This window comes from Vibrio panuliri (assembly GCF_009938205.1).
GTDB lineage: Bacteria > Pseudomonadota > Gammaproteobacteria > Enterobacterales > Vibrionaceae > Vibrio > Vibrio panuliri.
The window spans coordinates 555,728-571,472 of the sequence record NZ_AP019655.1; the positions used below are offsets into that span (position 1 = coordinate 555,728).

Sequence of the window (15,745 nt, forward strand, 5' to 3'; positions counted from 1 at the left end):
GGTAAAATTGCGTGATTAGAAGACCATTACTCAGTCAGCAAAGCTAGGGCGCAAATGAAGTTCCTTCACACCTCAGATTGGCATTTAGGCCGACAGTTTCACAACATATCTCTATTAGAAGATCAGCAAGCCGTACTGGCACAGATTATTACCTATATCCAAGCCCATCCTGTGGATGCGCTGGTCATTGCTGGGGACATTTATGACCGCAGTGTGCCGCCTACCGCTGCTATTGAGGTGATGAGCCAATTTATCGAAACCGTGTGTGGAGAGCTTTCTTTACCGGTGATTATGATTCCGGGCAACCATGATGGTGCGCAGCGGCTTGGTTTTGCATCAAGCCAAATGAAAGCTTCAGGGCTGCATATTATTGCTAATTTTGACGATATGCTTAAGCCAGTGGTTATCGATAGTTCTATTGGTGAGGTTGCGTTTTATGGGATGCCTTATAACGACCCTGAGTTGGTTCGCCACCATACCAAACAGCCCGCTAAAGACCACGATCAAGCGCATCAACTGTTGTCACAGCTTATCGTTGAACAGTTCAAACCAGAGCAGAAAAATGTATTGCTAAGTCATTGTTTTGTTGATGGCGCGATTGAGTCTGACTCAGAACGCCCACTTTCGATTGGCGGCTCTGACCGTGTGAGTCATGAGCATTTTCGACCATTTGACTATGTGGCTTTAGGGCACCTTCATCAACCACAGAAAAAAGGCGAGGAGTATATCCGCTACAGCGGGTCATTGATGAAGTACAGTTTTTCTGAACAGCACCAAGCCAAAGGTATGACACTGGTCGAGTTGGACGAACACGGCTTTAAATCCGCCACTCATGTTCCTCTAACAGCGCCGCATCAAATGCGTATTATCGAAGGGCAGTTAGAAGAGTTAATCGAACAAGGTAAAACCGATGCGAATAACCATGATTATATCTTGGCTCGTTTAACGGATAAGCACGCGATTCTTGACCCGATGGAAAAGCTCAGAAAGGTATACCCCAACATTTTACATCTTGAAAAGCCAGGCATGCTGATTGGTGTGGATCAACAGATGGGCAAAGCGCGTTTGGCGCGTGGCGAGTTAGATATGTTTAGAGACTTCTTTCTTGAAGCCAAACAGGAACCTCTCACTGCTGATCAAGAGTCGGCAGTCAGTGACATTATTTCACAATTAACTCGCCAGCAAGAGGTCTAGTCGATGACGCCGTTAAAACTCACTATTCAAGCTTTTGGGCCGTTTGCTGGTCGACAGGTGATCGATTTTACCGAGCTAGGTCAATCCCCACTGTTTCTAATTAATGGCCCGACGGGGTCAGGAAAAAGTTCGATTCTTGATGCAATTTGCTTTGCTCTCTATGGAGAGACTACAGGCAGCGAGCGCACGGGCGAGCAAATGCGCTGTGATCATGCCCCGCTTGATATGCCAACAGAGGTAGTGTTCGAGTTTTCGCTGGGCAGCAAGCAATACCGTATTGAACGCTCGCCAACGCAAATGTTACCCAAAAAACGTGGTGATGGTTTAACCAAAAAAGAGCATACGGCGGTGTTATATCGCATTGACGAGCAAGAGGCATTGCTGGCAAACAAGCCAAGCCCCGTCGCCAAAGCCATCAGTGAATTAATTGGCTTAGATGTAAAGCAGTTCCGTCAAGTGATGGTACTGCCACAAGGCAAGTTCCGTGAGCTACTCATCGCTAACTCAAAAGAGCGTGAACAGATTTTTGGTCAGTTGTTTCAAACACATGTCTATGTCGCCATTGAAAAAGCGTTGTTGGATAAAGCTGCTCATATACGCCGCGCAAAAGATGAGTTTGACAATCAGATCAAAGGCGCATTGGATGTTGCAGGAGTCTCGACGGAAGATGAGCTCAATCAGCAGATCGAAGAGGTGCACCCTCAAATCGCTGCGGCAAATCAGCAGCTGTCTATCGTTCGCAATGCATTGGAGACGGCACAAGCGCAATATAAAGCGGCTAACGATCTACAAGCTAAAATCACTAAGCGCGACCAGCTGGTGGCAAGTCGCAATGACCATCTCGCGCAGCGACCAGCAATGGACGCGTTGGCGGCAAAACGAAAACTTGCGCAGCAGGCACAAGCGTTGCATTTGCCTTTCAATCAATGGACACAAGCTAAGCAAAAGCAAGTGAGCGCAAGTGCCGCTTTTGAGCAGGGCGTGCGTCAGTTGGACCAAGTGTCGGCAGAGTTTAATCAAGCGAAAGCCGCTGCGGATCAAGCCGGTTTAGATGCTCAAGCTGTGCCTGCGTTGACTCAACAGCTGTTCAATTTCAATGAGATTGCGAAGCGCCTAAGCCAGCGCGATCAAGAGCAAGCTAAATTAACCCAAGCGCTCAGCACTCAGCAGCAGTTTGAGCAAGTTCGTCAGCAAAACGCCAAACAGTTGGCTTTGCTTGAAGAGGCGTACAAAAACCAGCAGCTGCAACTGCAAGCGGCAAAAGACAGCTTAGCAACATTACCTGCCAAGCAAGCGGAGCTTAAGCAATTACAAGGGCAGTTGAAAAACTACCAAGAGCTCGCTAATACCCAATCGGCAGCGCAGCAGTTTCATACTATTTATCAAGCTAAACTGACAGACTTTGAGCAAGTTAAAGCGCAGTTTGAGCAAGCAAAACGCTTTGCTGATCAACAAGAATTCTATTGGCACACTTCGCAAGCCGCCCAGTTGGCAAAAACGCTTCAGCAGGGGCAGCCGTGTCCAGTGTGCGGAAGTCATGAGCATCCTCAGCCCGCTCAGTTTACTGAGCAAGAGGTCAGCAAAGCGCAAGTCGATGATGCGCGTGCCAAGCAGCAGCAATGCTTTAATCAGCAAGAATCAGCGTCATTGGCACTTCAAACCGCGCAAAGAGATGTCGATAGAGTCGAGCAAGCCGTTAAAGGTTGGCTGGCACAGTTGGGTGAAAATCCGCAGCCTCAGGATTGGGTGCAGCAACAAGTCATCCAGCTAGAAAAAGAGATTGCCGAGCTGAATCTTAATGCTGTTGAGCAGGTGTCTCAGCAGTTGCAAGCTACAGAGCAATCATTGCATAACCTAAAGTTGCAAGATGAAACAGCCAATCAACAGTGGCTTGATGCCAAACAGTTGGTGGCTAAGCTAGAAGGAAGCTTAGCCAACTTGCTACAAGACCTTTCGCAACAAGAGCAAGACGGTGCACATGTTCAACAGATGATTGCCCAGCTTGATGACCAAATAAAAAAACTGCAACAAGCAGAGCTGCAAACCAAGCTAAAGAGCGATGCTTTGCATACTCAGATGGTCGCGGTGAAAACGCAGCAGCAAGAAAATGAAAAGCAGCTTAATGAGGCGTTAAGTATTCTGGAGTCGTCTGAAACACAATGGCAGCAACAACTTCAAGAGAGTCAGTTTGATCACCAGCAAGCGTATTTAGACGCGCGCTTAGAGCCGAAGCAAATTGAAGAGATTGAACAGCAATTGGCACAGTTTGCAGAGCGTACATCAACACTAAATGGTGCGCTTGAAACACTAGAGCAAGAGTTAGCAGAACAAGCGTTGCCAGATATCGGCGTGTTGCAACAGTCTCTTGATGATGCGCAAACCGCTCACCAAGTTCAGTTAGATGCTGTAACCAAACTGCAGTCACAATTGGACAATCTCAATAAAGTTGCGACCATTTTGAAGCAACTGTATCAGCAAAACCAAGCGCTTGAAGCTGAGTACCAAGTGATTGGCACGCTTAGTGATATCGCCAATGGGCGCACTGGAGCGAGAGTCAGTCTCCACCGATTTGTGCTTGGCGTATTGCTTGATGATGTCTTGATTCAAGCATCACAGCGTTTGCGCGTTATGAGTAAGGGGCGTTACGAACTGCGCCGTAAAGAGGAGCGCGCAAAAGGTATCGCTGGCTCAGGTTTGGACTTAATGGTGGAAGATGGCTATTCAGGCAAGCTGCGCGATGTGGCGACGTTGTCTGGTGGTGAGTCATTTATGGCAGCACTGGCGTTAGCATTAGGTTTGTCAGATGTAGTTCAGTCCTACAGTGGTGGCATTCGTTTGGACACGCTGTTTATTGATGAAGGTTTTGGCAGTTTGGATCCTGAATCATTAGATTTAGCGATTCAGACCTTGATTGACTTACAACAAGGAGGACGAACCATAGGTTTGATCTCCCACGTGAGTGAACTCAAAGAGCAAATGCCGCTTCGTATTGACGTTCATGCGGATCGCACCGGTAGTCACATTCAACTGCAAGGCTGTTCGATTTAGACGTCATTGCGTTGAAATGATCACTCGCTCTCAGGTGAGACTTTGAGTGAGTGATTTAAATCTTATTTTGCTTTGCTTGCATTTCATTTTGTGATGTTTATCAATTAAACTAGGTTCATGGCTAGATGTTGCACTCGCACACTTAATTATAATTGAGACACTAAATGGAATCGGTTCGTAAGGTATATCAGTACGCTGAGCCAAATTTGACCGTGATAGGTTGGATGGGGTTTCTTGGTTACCCGGGCTATTATTACATCTGGAATCATCTCTTTCCGCAGCCTTATGAATCACTACCTTTACGCATATTTTGCGCGTTGATTTTTGGGGTTATTGCACTTAGACAATTTATCCCTGCGCATTTTCAGCGTTTCTTACCGCTCTATTTTGCTTTTTGCATTCCTATCGGTCTGCCGTTTTTCTTTTCTTATATGATGTTTAAAAATGGCTGGTCAGAAGTATGGGTGATGTCTTTTCTGGCGTCGATACTTATTCATGTGTTGGTTGTCTATCGAACGGGGTTACTCCTGTTGCAGACGTTTGTCGCGGTGTCTGCTTCACTATTGATTGTCTACGGCCCTAATTTTGAGGTTATCAATCAACACGTTATATGGCCCTATGTGGCGATTTTTATTTTTACTTATCTGTTTGGTAACTTGTTTTATCTGCGTAGCCAAAGTGAGCATGAGGTTCGAGTTTCGCTGGCGAAGTCATTTGGTGCCGCAATTGCCCATGAAATGCGTAACCCTTTGAGCGCACTTAAAGCATCACTCGATGTGCTTGAATCGTTATTACCGAACAAAACTAACTCAGCAAATCAGAATGAGCTGCATGCTATTGATTCCCAAGCGCTCGATATGGCAAACGAAGTCATCCTTCAGGCCAATGAAGCGATTCGCAGTGGCACGGAAACAATTGATCTTCTGCTAACCTCAATCGATCAAAACCGTATCACTAATGCTCGCTACCGTAAGCATTCTATGCAGCAAGTAGTCGAAGAGGCACTCACAAGCTTTTCCTATCCAAGTCGGGGCGACAACGCGTTTGTGCACGCGAATCTAGAGCAAGACTTCTTCTTTTTTGGTAGTGATACCTTGGTTAAGTACACCTTATATAACCTACTGAAAAATGCCTATTTCCATGGTAAGCGAGACAACTTTGCTATTTCCATCGAGTTAGTAAGTTACAACGGCTTTAACCAACTTATTGTGCGTGATAATGGCGTGGGCATGAGCTCTGAGGTGAGCAAACAGATATTTGACGACTTCTATACTCAGGGTAAAGCGAGTGGTCACGGCTTAGGTTTGCCATTTTGCATGAGAGTTATGCAAGCGATGGGCGGTGAGATCCGTTGTCGTTCAGAGTTGAATCAGTTTACTGAGTTTACGTTGACGTTTCCTACGTACCAATCTTCAGCGGTCAACAAAATCAAACTCGATATGCTGAAAAACAAAACGGTGCTCTATATTGGTGAGTTAAATTCTCGCTTTAGAGCGCTTGATGATAGCGAATTTTACCTCGGCTTTAACCTAACGCATATCAGCCTTAACCAAGCGTTAAAAAGAGAGGAGTTTGAATTTGAGTGCGACTTGATCATCGTTGATTTGGATCACCGCATTGCTAATCAGTCACTGTTCGACAGGCTCGAACAAAAGCTCAGTTTCACTCAAGGTCGTATTGTCTATCTATATGATAAAGAGTCAATTTACAGCTACGACCTAGAGCGCAGCGTAGAGTTTTTTCCGATTGATAAGGTGAGATTTATCAGCCAGTGCTCTGATGTGATTGATATGCTGTGCTTTGAGTCGCCAGCAAGTTGTCGCAAGTTAGAAGTGGGGCATGGGTATTATCAAGGCAAAACGTTACTTATCGCTGATGATAATCACTCTATTCGCGCCTATACGGCAATTCTGATGAAAAAATACGGCTTCTCGGTGGTAGAGGCGCAAAATGGTCAAGAGGTGCTGGATATATTGAATCAGTCACCAATAGATTTGGTGGTGATGGATATTGAGATGCCGACGATGGATGGTTTGACCGCCGCAAAAATGATGCGCGAAGAGGACTCTGCGTTTATTTCACTGCCAATCATTGGCTATACCGGTGACTCTTCGCTAGAAATGGCGGATTTGATTTATCGTGCAGGGATTAATGATTACCTCATCAAACCCGCTAACAGTGAGGACTTGATGAGGAAAGTTGTCCAGTGGCTTTAAGTTTTCTTTGCTAACTTTGGTTTTGGCTTGCTGAGCGATTAAAGCTTTCTGGGAAATACATCTTTACGTAACCAAACGACACCCAAACCACCAAAATGGTAGCAATCATAAGGTCAAGGAAACCGAAGTCATGCAGCCAGTGCCAGCGTGGATGGTACTGCTCAAAAAACGTGGTTAAGCGATGCATGGCTACGGCACTGATCACTGACGGGAAGGTAACCGCAGCAATTGATGGTTGAAACTTTAGTCGCAATAGGCGGAAGTAACATAAGTAGATCATCACCGTCATCGTGATAGCGATTCCCGCAAGAGCACCCGTTAAGATTGGGTCTGGGTGTTTAAAGTTAACTAAGTAGGTGGCCAACGTTAGGTTGATTGGTGCCGCCATAATGGCCAAGGTTGGACGCGCTCGCCTTGGCAGCATGCCCTCAAACACCAAGCGATATAACACCAATGGCAACATAAAGAAGTAGATGGTAATACAGGTATTGACCAAGGTTTCGGAAAATACCGTGTGACCAAATTGTGTGCCTGCCAATGAGCTACTGATTAATCCAACCGGATAGAGAAACCAACTTGGCACAATGTTCGACATCTTAAAGTTAGTCAGTTGGAAGGTAAAAAACAGTACCATCATGGTGATATGCAAACACACTGCCGCAAACCAAATTGGATAGGCGATGATTGGGGAAATAACCGCAAGATAATCGCACAAGATCAATAACGCCATACTCATTGGCGCCATTAAGCTACCACTAAGCGGATGACGTAAATCGGCAATAAAAACGTTAATGTTGGTCAGGTATTTTATCAAAACTGGCGCGAGCAAAAGCGCGCCAAGGCCAGCCATATAGGGGCGAATGACTTCACCAATAGCGGGGACATACAGTGCCCATGCATGACCAAGACCAATGACCCCCAGCGCTAATGCGGCCTGTGATGGTGGTACGCCTTGAAATTGTATCAGCCTTCTCCAGTTCAAGCTGAGCTCCTAACCAAAATAGAGTTGAGTGACATGAGGCATTCCGTGCCTCTTTCGGTGGCGCAAATAGTATCAACTCCTACTCAGTGCTGGCAATTGTCAATTGGTATCATTGGGCAGGTCTTCTTGCCTTAATTTCTCATTCTTTAAGGTTCGGTGTAACAACTGGCTATAAATTGGCTGACCGCCAAGCAACTGAGCAAAAATAACGGCGCCCAAACTGGTGATGATCAGCGGTAAAATCAGATAGTAGTTGTTGGTCATTTCAATCACCAACAAGATACCGGTGATCGGTGCACGAACGGTGCCTGCAAATAACGCTCCCATGCCAGCTATGGCGAACATGCCCGGAGTAATAGGCAGTTCAGGAAATAACTGCTGAGCTATCAGACCAAACGCGTAACCAAACAGAGTACCTAGCGCAAGCATAGGAGCGAAGATACCGCCAGGTGCGCCAGAGGCAAAACAGAGTAGGGTGGTAAAAATACGCCCAACAAACAGCATCAGCAAAAAGGCTGCGCCGTAATCACCGGTTGTGATATTAGGAATTAGCCAGATACCGCCGCCAGTTAATTCAGGAATATAAAGCAGCATGATACCGAAACAGCCGCCAATCATAGAACCAGTGATTAAATAACGTTTGCGAGTGTTTCGATGCAGGCGAACAAACAAATCTTGAGCGATAGTGACCAAGCGGTTGAATACCACGCCAAACATGCCAAATAGTGCGCCTAATACTAAAAATAGCCACAATGCCGACAATTCAGGTGCTTGATACTGCGGCATCGTAATAACCGCGGCTTGACCATTAATAAGTCGGAAAACAATATTTGCTGCAACCGCAGAGATGATGACCGCTTTTATTGAGATAAGCGAATAGCGAAACTGAGGACGCATCTCCTCAACCACAAACATAATACCCGCTAGTGGTGCGTTAAATGCAGCGGCTAATCCCCCTGCAGCGCCAGATGCGAGTAGGGAATGTTTGGTGTCGCTGTTTGTAACGCGGAAAATATCTGTCACCATGCGACCAATTGCCCCGCCCATTTGCACAGTTGGGCCTTCACGGCCGAGCACCATACCTGAACCTAGTGCGCCCATACCACCGAAAAACTTCACTGGCAGTACGCGCCACCAACGAACAGGACGAATCCCATCCATTGCCCCTTCGATCTCTGGGATACCAGAACCTGCGGCTTCAGGAGCAAAACGATGAACGAGATAGTAACCAATAAATGCTAAGCCAGCACTAATCACAAAAGCCGCTAACCAAAGCGGTACGGCACTGCCAATTTCGGACTTGAGCCATTCGGTACGAGTTTCCGATACAAATTGAACTGCGTGTTCGAAGTAGGTTCCGACTATGCCCGCTAACACCCCAACCAACAGTGACATTAAGAGTACTGATACTGGGGTTTTGTCTTTAGAGAGAAACTGATTAATCGCGTCTTTGGGTACTTTGGCGAGTAATGATTGTCTAATTTTCTCTCTTTTGGTCATTCGGAAAAATACCTCTGCGGATATGGCTGTTTAGCCAGTAGTTTGAAAGGAAATAAAATTATACGCCTCTATAGCTATAACTATAGCGATAAGAATGAAATATTGAATTCCAAAATTGGTTTTATTCACTACAAATCTTGCAAATATGCCAAAAGATAAAAGTGTGACGAGTTGCTTAATATCGAGTTTTATTCACTGCTTACCGAGATAAATTACTTGCGCTTTTGCTGTTTTGGACCATATTTAAAGTGTAAGGCAATCTGAATCAACTCGCATGGAGGAATGGCAGCCTTACCTACAATTTGGATGGATTCAACAAAAAGTCATTTCGAAATCCTCGTATTATATCGGAATGCATCTAGAGACATTCTGATTCGCAAACTCACGATTGAGTCACGAGGGAAGAAGGCGCGCTTTAATAGTGCGCCTTTTGTCGTTTAGCATCTCGACGCCACTTAGCCTTCAACGATATACTTCCGCTATTCACCCAAGTCACTTGGGTACACAGAGTTTGGAGAAGTACCATGACAGCGAGAGTCCCTACCAACATTATTACAGGCTTTTTGGGTGTGGGTAAAACCACCACGATTTTAAACCTACTCAAAAACAAACCGCAGAATGAAAACTGGGCTGTACTGGTCAATGAGTTTGGTGAAATTGGTATTGATGGTGCGATGATGACGGACCAAGGTGCAATGATCAAAGAAGTACCTGGGGGATGCATGTGCTGTACTGCCGGCGTGCCGATGTCAGTAGGCATTAATGCCTTGCTGCGTCAAAAGCCAGATCGGCTAATCATCGAACCGACGGGCTTAGGCCATCCAAAACAGGTGATTGCCACCCTAACTTCGGAACAGTACGAGAAGTATGTGGATCTTAAAGCGACGATTGCGCTGGTTGACCCACGCAATCTTTCCAATCCCAAGTACACGACAAACCAGAACTTTAACGATCAGCTTGATAGTGCAGATGTAGTGATTGGTAACAAGGTAGACCTTTGCCAATCTTCAGACATCGATGTGTTTGGTAGTTGGGTCACGGTGCAAGAGCCACCGAAAGTTTTCCATAAACTGGTCAAGAATGGGGAACTACCACTGGAAGTGCTGGATATTGAGCGCGTGTTTGGCAGTGCTTCAAGCCATATTGAACATCATCACCATCATCATGCGAGTATGGAACCGCAGTTTGAGCTGCCACCAGGCGAAGCTTTTATCCGCCGTGAGAACAAAGGACAGGGCTACTTCAGTTGCGGTTGGTTGTTTGGTGCAGAGTATGAGTTTAACTTCGACCAACTGTTCTCGATGTTGTCAGCGTTAACTGCTGAACGCGTAAAAGCGGTGGTTAACACAGACCAAGGTTGTTATGCCTTTAACGTTGCCAACGGTGTGGTGTCAGTTAACCAAATGAGTTTGTCGGGCTTTGAATCACGACTTGAAGTGATTGACTCGCAATTGATGCCGTGGGATCAGCTTGAAGAGATCTTACTCAAACTGGCTGGGATTAAGTCATAAAAGTAAAGGGGACACAAGGTCCCCTTTGTTTTTAGTTCGTGTTTGATTTAGCGCTTGTTCTTTAAGTAACGCTTGCGGCGTTCTTCTTTTTTCTTCGCTTTTTCTTCTGCGCGACGCGCTGCTTCAATTTCGACTTGAACGAGTTCTTCGGTGATCATCTCAGGGCGTTCAAGAGTTACTTGCCCTAAAGTACCGCCGCGCAACTCGTGCAGCAGAATTTCAGATACCTTGTGTAAATCAACTCGACCACCAGCGCGAAGTGCACCACGGCGACGGCCAATTTCTTCCATAATTTCGATATCTGACTCGGGAAGTTCTTCAATCTGGTAACGTTCTTCGAGAAGCGCAGGGTAAGCCTGTGCTAAGTACTCTACGGTGTAAAACGCCACTTCATCATATTCCATCGCCGTGTCTTTAACCGCACCAGTGGCGGCTAAACGAAAACCACTGTGCGGGTTTTCCACTTTAGGCCACAAAATCCCTGGGGTATCTGACAGCACGATTCCGTTTTGCAAGTTAATACGTTGCTGACGACGAGTGACCGCAGGTTGGTTACCTGTAACCGCAATAGTTCGGCCTGCAAGTGTGTTGATAATGGTTGATTTACCCACATTCGGAATACCCATAATCATGGTACGAATGTTTTTACCAATCTCTTCGCGATGAGGAGCAAGCTTACGACAAAGCTCAAGGATTTTTTGTACTTCTTGCGGTTGAGAAGTGGTAATCGCCATTGCTTTTACGTTTTTCTCTTTTTCTAAGTGCTCAATCCACAGTTGCGTCATTTCAGGATCAGCAAGATCGCGCTTGTTAAGCACTTTTACTACTGGCTTCTCGCCACGTAGCTCAGAAATCATTGGGTTTTCACTACTGAATGGAATACGAGCGTCAAGCACCTCGATAATGACATCGATTTGAGGAATCGCTTCTGCAATTTCCTTTTGCGCTTTGTGCATATGGCCCGGAAACCATTGGATAGAGTTATTAACCATTTGTATTTATTACCTTCAATTCGATATTTTAAGTGTGGATGGGATAGACCCAATAACCCTCTACAAGAGGTTCACACCTATTTCGACTCAAAAGCTGTCGGTAAATCCCGCAGTTTTAAGCTCGATCATTTATTCCTGCAAGTTTATCACTTTTTAATTACGGACGGAGCGCAAATTTCCTCTAACTAAACGATAAAGTCGACAGGGCTTTTGGTTCCGGCTCTGCGTTGTCCAATCACATGAGTATAGATTTGCGTGGTTTTTAGATCGGCATGCCCGAGTAGTTCTTGAACTGTGCGTATATCAGTACCGTTCTCAAACAGCCTTGTAGCGAATAAAATACCTTATCCAGTACATGTAGGTCTTTTCGGTACGTATACTGTACTGTCTAGTACGAATCTCGGTTCGAACTTGTTCCATAAACACTGACTTTGCCATTTTAATCTCCATTTCATATAACTGTATTTATGTACAGTTATAATCAACAGAAGTAAAAACTGCCAAATTTAAAGGACATATACGAGACTAGCCTTCTCTTTTTGACCCCAATCATTGTTCATAAGCTTATGATAAAGCGTGATTTATCACACATAGTCGACTCTTTATAGAGGCTCACTAAATGCGAGTTCTCGCTTTGTCTCTAGAGAAAGAGAGACAAGAGACAGTATTAAATAATGCAACTAGTTGATTAGAATGACATGTTCTTAGTAAAGTAACGCAAAAAAGCGTAAAGACGAAAGGAACTTAGTGAGAGTTCCGTCTAATACACTGTTATATTTTTGAGAGAAACTATGCATCAAATAATGAACGAGATCGTACTCGATCCAGAAAACCCTTTACAAACAAAGAAGTTTTCAACTGAAGAGGGCAGAATCGAGTTTGATCTGCCTAAATATCAAGATTTTTACATGTTTTCGTCAGCTAAGGCTCTGACCAACTTAGATAATGCCTTGAACAAAGCAAGACTTTCACTATCTCTCTTGGAGTCAGATACGCTAAATGCTATTGCTAAAGATGACCTTGAGAAAAGTGAGCTAATCAAGCTTTGGGTAGAAAACTCAATCATCCGTGTTCAATCAGTTTATGATCGCGTTTTAATCTTTGTGAACAAAGTATTAGATCTCGGTATTCACAATGAAGGCATTTCTCACCTTTCAATCACGACAAATGATCATGTCGAGAGATATGGTCTTGTTTCACTTATAAAAGCAGTGAATAAAGTGTGTGGTGAGTACAAACATATTCGAAATAAAGTAATCCATCATGACCGCTATAGTGAAGAGGCACTAGATAATCTCACACTTATTTTAGATGCTAATCATATGTCGTTAGCTTCCGGCAAGGATGAGTTGATAGCTAAGGGACAGTTAAACTTAATGGTTGAAGCGTACTTGAATACTAAGCAAAGCGAATTAACGGCTTATTTAGATTGTATTGAAGAAAAAATCCATGCTCTATATGAAAAGGTTATACCGATTTATCATCACAAGAAAGAAGTATTAGCGAAATAAAAATATAACACATATAAGCCTTCTGCCTGTCAATAGGCAATAATATCCTGTTGGCTGCGTGAGCAGCCAATGCTCTTCGAACAACAAAGTTATCTACTTCGCTTTGTCATTTCGGTCATTAAGCATTGCTTACGACAAACACATATTGAGGATCTCTTATTGCGGTCTCGCCGCTGCCTATGATTTGTCACAGGGTCACTAGACATCAATCGGTTAACCTCAGTAGGCACTATTCAAAAAAATGGTTAAACAGTTGTTTTCCAGTTATCTTCAGGCTCAGCCAAGGTGTAAGCAACTTTGCTGTTCGTTGTTATGGGTGCGCACCAGTGAAGCGGCTAATCAAAGCAAGAGGGCTTGGACTACCTGACACAACCGACCTTTTCGGGCTTTAATCCCAGTAAATTTGAGTCAGTGACGTGTTCTCACTCAGCACCAGTTAGACGTTCAGCTCACTTCACTGTGCGACTTATTGGGGTAAAAATCGTTTCTCATCAAACACCGTTTTGTCCCTCAACATGAAGTAGACACATCGCCCTAGTTTATGAGCCAACGCTGATAGTGCTTTGGCTTTGCTCATGCGTTTCTGCAAGCGTTGAATGTATTTCTTGGCGGGTTCATTGCCGCGTAAATAGAGAACTACCGCTTCCGAGAACGCCCATTTTAAATAGGCGTTACCAATCTTGTTGCCATTGGTTCCTTTTTGTTTGCCTGCTGATTCGGCTTTGCATTTGACTAGCCGTGAGTAAGAAGCGAAGTTTTGCACCGACGGGAAGCGTTCAATATTGCCGATTTCATACAAGATGGTGAGGGCGAGAATACGGCCAATACCAGGTACAGTCTGGATAAGGTTGTAATCTTGAGCACTGTGCTGCTTGGCTGTCTTTTCAATAAAGTGTTCGACGCTCGCCAATTCCTTGGTGTAAAAGGCGATGACATTTAAATCCATATTGATACTTCGATTGATTGAGGGCTCATCGAACTGATTGCGTACTTGTTCACGAGCACATGGGTAGCGCAGTTGAACATTGTGGCTTTGCTGGTTGTATTGGCTAAAGGTGTTGGCAACATGAGCTTTGAGGTCAGCGCCATGGCGCATGATTTTGGTTCTTCGTCGCAGCAAATCTCGTGTTGCTCGCATCGCTTTAGGGTAAACATAGGCGATAGGGAAATTACCGCCGCGAAGCAGTGAGGCGATTTTGAAAGAATCGATACGATCGTTTTTCGTTTTACCACCGTGGATCGCTTTCATATACAGCGCATGGCCGAGTACAAAGTCAAACGCATAATCAAGGCAAAGATCGCTAACCCAATACCAACAATGCATACATTCGACACCGATAACGATGTTATCTTGGTAAGGCGTAATTAACTCAAGTAGAGCATCGGGATCGACATCAATCTTCTTGTGCAGGACTTTATTGCCAAGTGAATCGAGAATACAGACGTAAAGTAAGCGAGCATGCAGATCAATGCCACAGTAATAGTTATGCTGGTTGTTATAGAATCTCATCGAGTCTTCTCCATTTTGGGTTTCGTCGCCTTCCAGCTTAGTCGAGAGGCTAAGTTGGAGGAGAAGGCTCAATGAGTATCAAATTGCTTAACAGGGACTCCTAACGCTTAGCCACTTTCATTCAAATCAGCCTCAGTGTTTAGGGCACAAATCTTGAGTTGGGTGGTATGGCGTTATCGCCCGTTAGCAAGGCGTTAGACCTTCGTGTATATTGAATTTCTTAAGCTATAGTTACATTGATCTATGAGCTTAGGAAAGGGCGAATATTACATGGGAAATGAAGCTAATTGGAAGCAACTTATCTTTGGGGCTCTTATTGGGGCGGTAATTACAGGAGTTTCTCAATATCTCCTTTTACAGTCATCGCATTCTAATGAACTGAAGAAAGCTAAAATAGATGCAAAGCGTACACTATTGACCAATGAATTAAATGAAAGAAAAAGTGCTTATGAGGTGATTAGGTTAGATTTTGTGAGATTTTACCAATCGCAAAACAGAGAGGACTTAAAAGAGTTGCAACTTTCACTTCGTGGTCGTGTTCCTTTTTTTCAACCTAAATATAGAACTCAATTATCTGTTGATTCAGCAATAAAGTCAGCAGAGTTATGGATATTGCAAACAAACAGAAAGAAGATAGATCAATCTTTAGAAGAGTTGGAGAAATCTTTTCAAGCCGATATTGATCGAATTCAGACACAAATTGATGAGCTGTAGGTCTAACACATATGAGCCTTCTGCCTGTCAATAGGCAATAACATCCTGTTGGCTGCGCGAGCAGCCAATGCTCTTCGAACAACAAAGTTATCTACTTCGCTTTGTCATTTCGGTCATTAAGCATTGCTTACGACAAACACATATTGAGGATCTCTTATTGCGGTCTTGCCGCTGCCTATGATTTGTCATAGGGTCACTAGACATCTATCGGTTAACCCCAGCAGGCACTATTCAAAAAAATGGTTAAACAGTCGTTTTCCAGTTATCTTTAGGCTCCGCTGAGGTGTCAGAAATTTGCTGTTTATGTGTGAATTTACGTAATGTTCTTGTCCAATAATGCACACCATCACACGCTTCAATACCTATTCGCATAGGTGGCATATTTGCTATTGTAGCCAGTAGTTTAGAGCGAGTGACTGATTTATGAAGTAAAACTTTGCCGTGCTGGTCAACAGCATGAATACTGAAGTCGTTTTTAGCTAAATCAATCCCGCAGAAATAAGAGTAATCAGACATGGTGCCTCCGGTGTTAATAGTGACCACAAGAGTGTGGCAGATCCTCGGGAG

Annotated in this window: 11 protein-coding genes and 2 pseudogenes; 6 read left to right on the plus strand and 7 right to left on the minus strand. The window is 44.4% G+C overall.

Features of this window, described 5'->3' with window-relative positions; translation table 11 throughout:
• Positions 1 to 54: 54 nt before the first annotated feature.
• From GZK95_RS17290 to GZK95_RS17300, 3 genes are all read left to right on the plus strand, one after another.
• On the plus strand, positions 55 to 1,194 hold the full coding sequence (locus GZK95_RS17290) for an exonuclease SbcCD subunit D (RefSeq protein ID WP_075715926.1): 1,140 nt from the start codon (positions 55 to 57) through the stop codon (positions 1,192 to 1,194).
• Between the two features lie 3 nt (positions 1,195 to 1,197).
• Positions 1,198 to 4,242 (plus strand): AAA family ATPase, encoded by a 3,045-nt coding sequence (locus GZK95_RS17295; RefSeq protein WP_075715927.1) that lies wholly within the window; start codon positions 1,198 to 1,200, stop codon positions 4,240 to 4,242.
• Between the two features lie 164 nt (positions 4,243 to 4,406).
• The gene (locus GZK95_RS17300; RefSeq protein ID WP_075715928.1) at positions 4,407 to 6,458 is read left to right on the plus strand and encodes an ATP-binding response regulator; all 2,052 of its coding nucleotides are present in this window, start codon (positions 4,407 to 4,409) and stop codon (positions 6,456 to 6,458) included.
• Positions 6,459 to 6,468: 10 nt separating this feature from the next.
• Here GZK95_RS17300 and GZK95_RS17305 read toward each other — a convergent pair whose 3' ends face one another.
• Complete coding sequence (locus GZK95_RS17305; RefSeq protein WP_075715929.1) at positions 6,469 to 7,440, minus strand: TDT family transporter; 972 nt, start codon at positions 7,438 to 7,440, stop codon at positions 6,469 to 6,471.
• 99 nt (positions 7,441 to 7,539) lie between these two features.
• Positions 7,540 to 8,940: a H(+)/Cl(-) exchange transporter ClcA gene (gene clcA, locus GZK95_RS17310; protein ID WP_075709069.1), complete on the minus strand. Its 1,401-nt coding sequence runs from the start codon at positions 8,938 to 8,940 to the stop codon at positions 7,540 to 7,542.
• 524 nt (positions 8,941 to 9,464) lie between these two features.
• Here clcA and GZK95_RS17315 point away from each other — a divergent pair.
• Positions 9,465 to 10,451, plus strand: coding sequence for a CobW family GTP-binding protein (locus GZK95_RS17315; RefSeq protein WP_075715930.1), 987 nt, complete (start codon positions 9,465 to 9,467; stop codon positions 10,449 to 10,451).
• Positions 10,452 to 10,498: 47 nt separating this feature from the next.
• Here GZK95_RS17315 and ylqF read toward each other — a convergent pair whose 3' ends face one another.
• From ylqF to GZK95_RS22480, 3 genes and pseudogenes are all read right to left on the minus strand, one after another.
• Positions 10,499 to 11,443, minus strand: a complete 945-nt coding sequence (gene ylqF / locus GZK95_RS17320) for a ribosome biogenesis GTPase YlqF (RefSeq protein ID WP_075709071.1) — start codon at positions 11,441 to 11,443, stop codon at positions 10,499 to 10,501.
• A 185-nt stretch (positions 11,444 to 11,628) separates the two neighbouring features.
• Positions 11,629 to 11,778, minus strand: a pseudogene (locus GZK95_RS17325) (tyrosine-type recombinase/integrase); the annotation flags it as partial.
• Complete coding sequence (locus tag GZK95_RS22480; RefSeq protein WP_354449952.1) at positions 11,759 to 11,893, minus strand: phage integrase N-terminal SAM-like domain-containing protein; 135 nt, start codon at positions 11,891 to 11,893, stop codon at positions 11,759 to 11,761. The gene GZK95_RS22480 and the pseudogene GZK95_RS17325, both read right to left, overlap by 20 nt.
• 353 nt (positions 11,894 to 12,246) lie before the next feature.
• Here GZK95_RS22480 and GZK95_RS17330 point away from each other — a divergent pair, with 353 nt between their 5' ends.
• Positions 12,247 to 12,954: a Cthe_2314 family HEPN domain-containing protein gene (locus GZK95_RS17330; protein ID WP_225623950.1), complete on the plus strand. Its 708-nt coding sequence runs from the start codon at positions 12,247 to 12,249 to the stop codon at positions 12,952 to 12,954.
• 466 nt (positions 12,955 to 13,420) lie between these two features.
• Here the strand turns inward: GZK95_RS17330 and GZK95_RS17335 are convergent, their stop codons facing one another.
• Positions 13,421 to 14,464 carry an IS110 family RNA-guided transposase gene (locus GZK95_RS17335; protein ID WP_151148807.1) on the minus strand — a complete coding sequence of 348 codons (1,044 nt, stop codon included), beginning with the start codon at positions 14,462 to 14,464 and terminating at the stop codon, positions 13,421 to 13,423.
• A gap of 270 nt (positions 14,465 to 14,734) precedes the next feature.
• Here GZK95_RS17335 and GZK95_RS17340 point away from each other — a divergent pair, with 270 nt between their 5' ends.
• Positions 14,735 to 15,178, plus strand: coding sequence for a hypothetical protein (locus tag GZK95_RS17340; RefSeq protein ID WP_075714438.1), 444 nt, complete (start codon positions 14,735 to 14,737; stop codon positions 15,176 to 15,178).
• A 291-nt stretch (positions 15,179 to 15,469) separates the two neighbouring features.
• Here GZK95_RS17340 and GZK95_RS17345 read toward each other — a convergent pair.
• Positions 15,470 to 15,694, minus strand: a pseudogene (locus GZK95_RS17345) (IS110 family transposase); the annotation flags it as partial.
• Between the last annotated feature and the right edge of the window lie 51 nt (positions 15,695 to 15,745).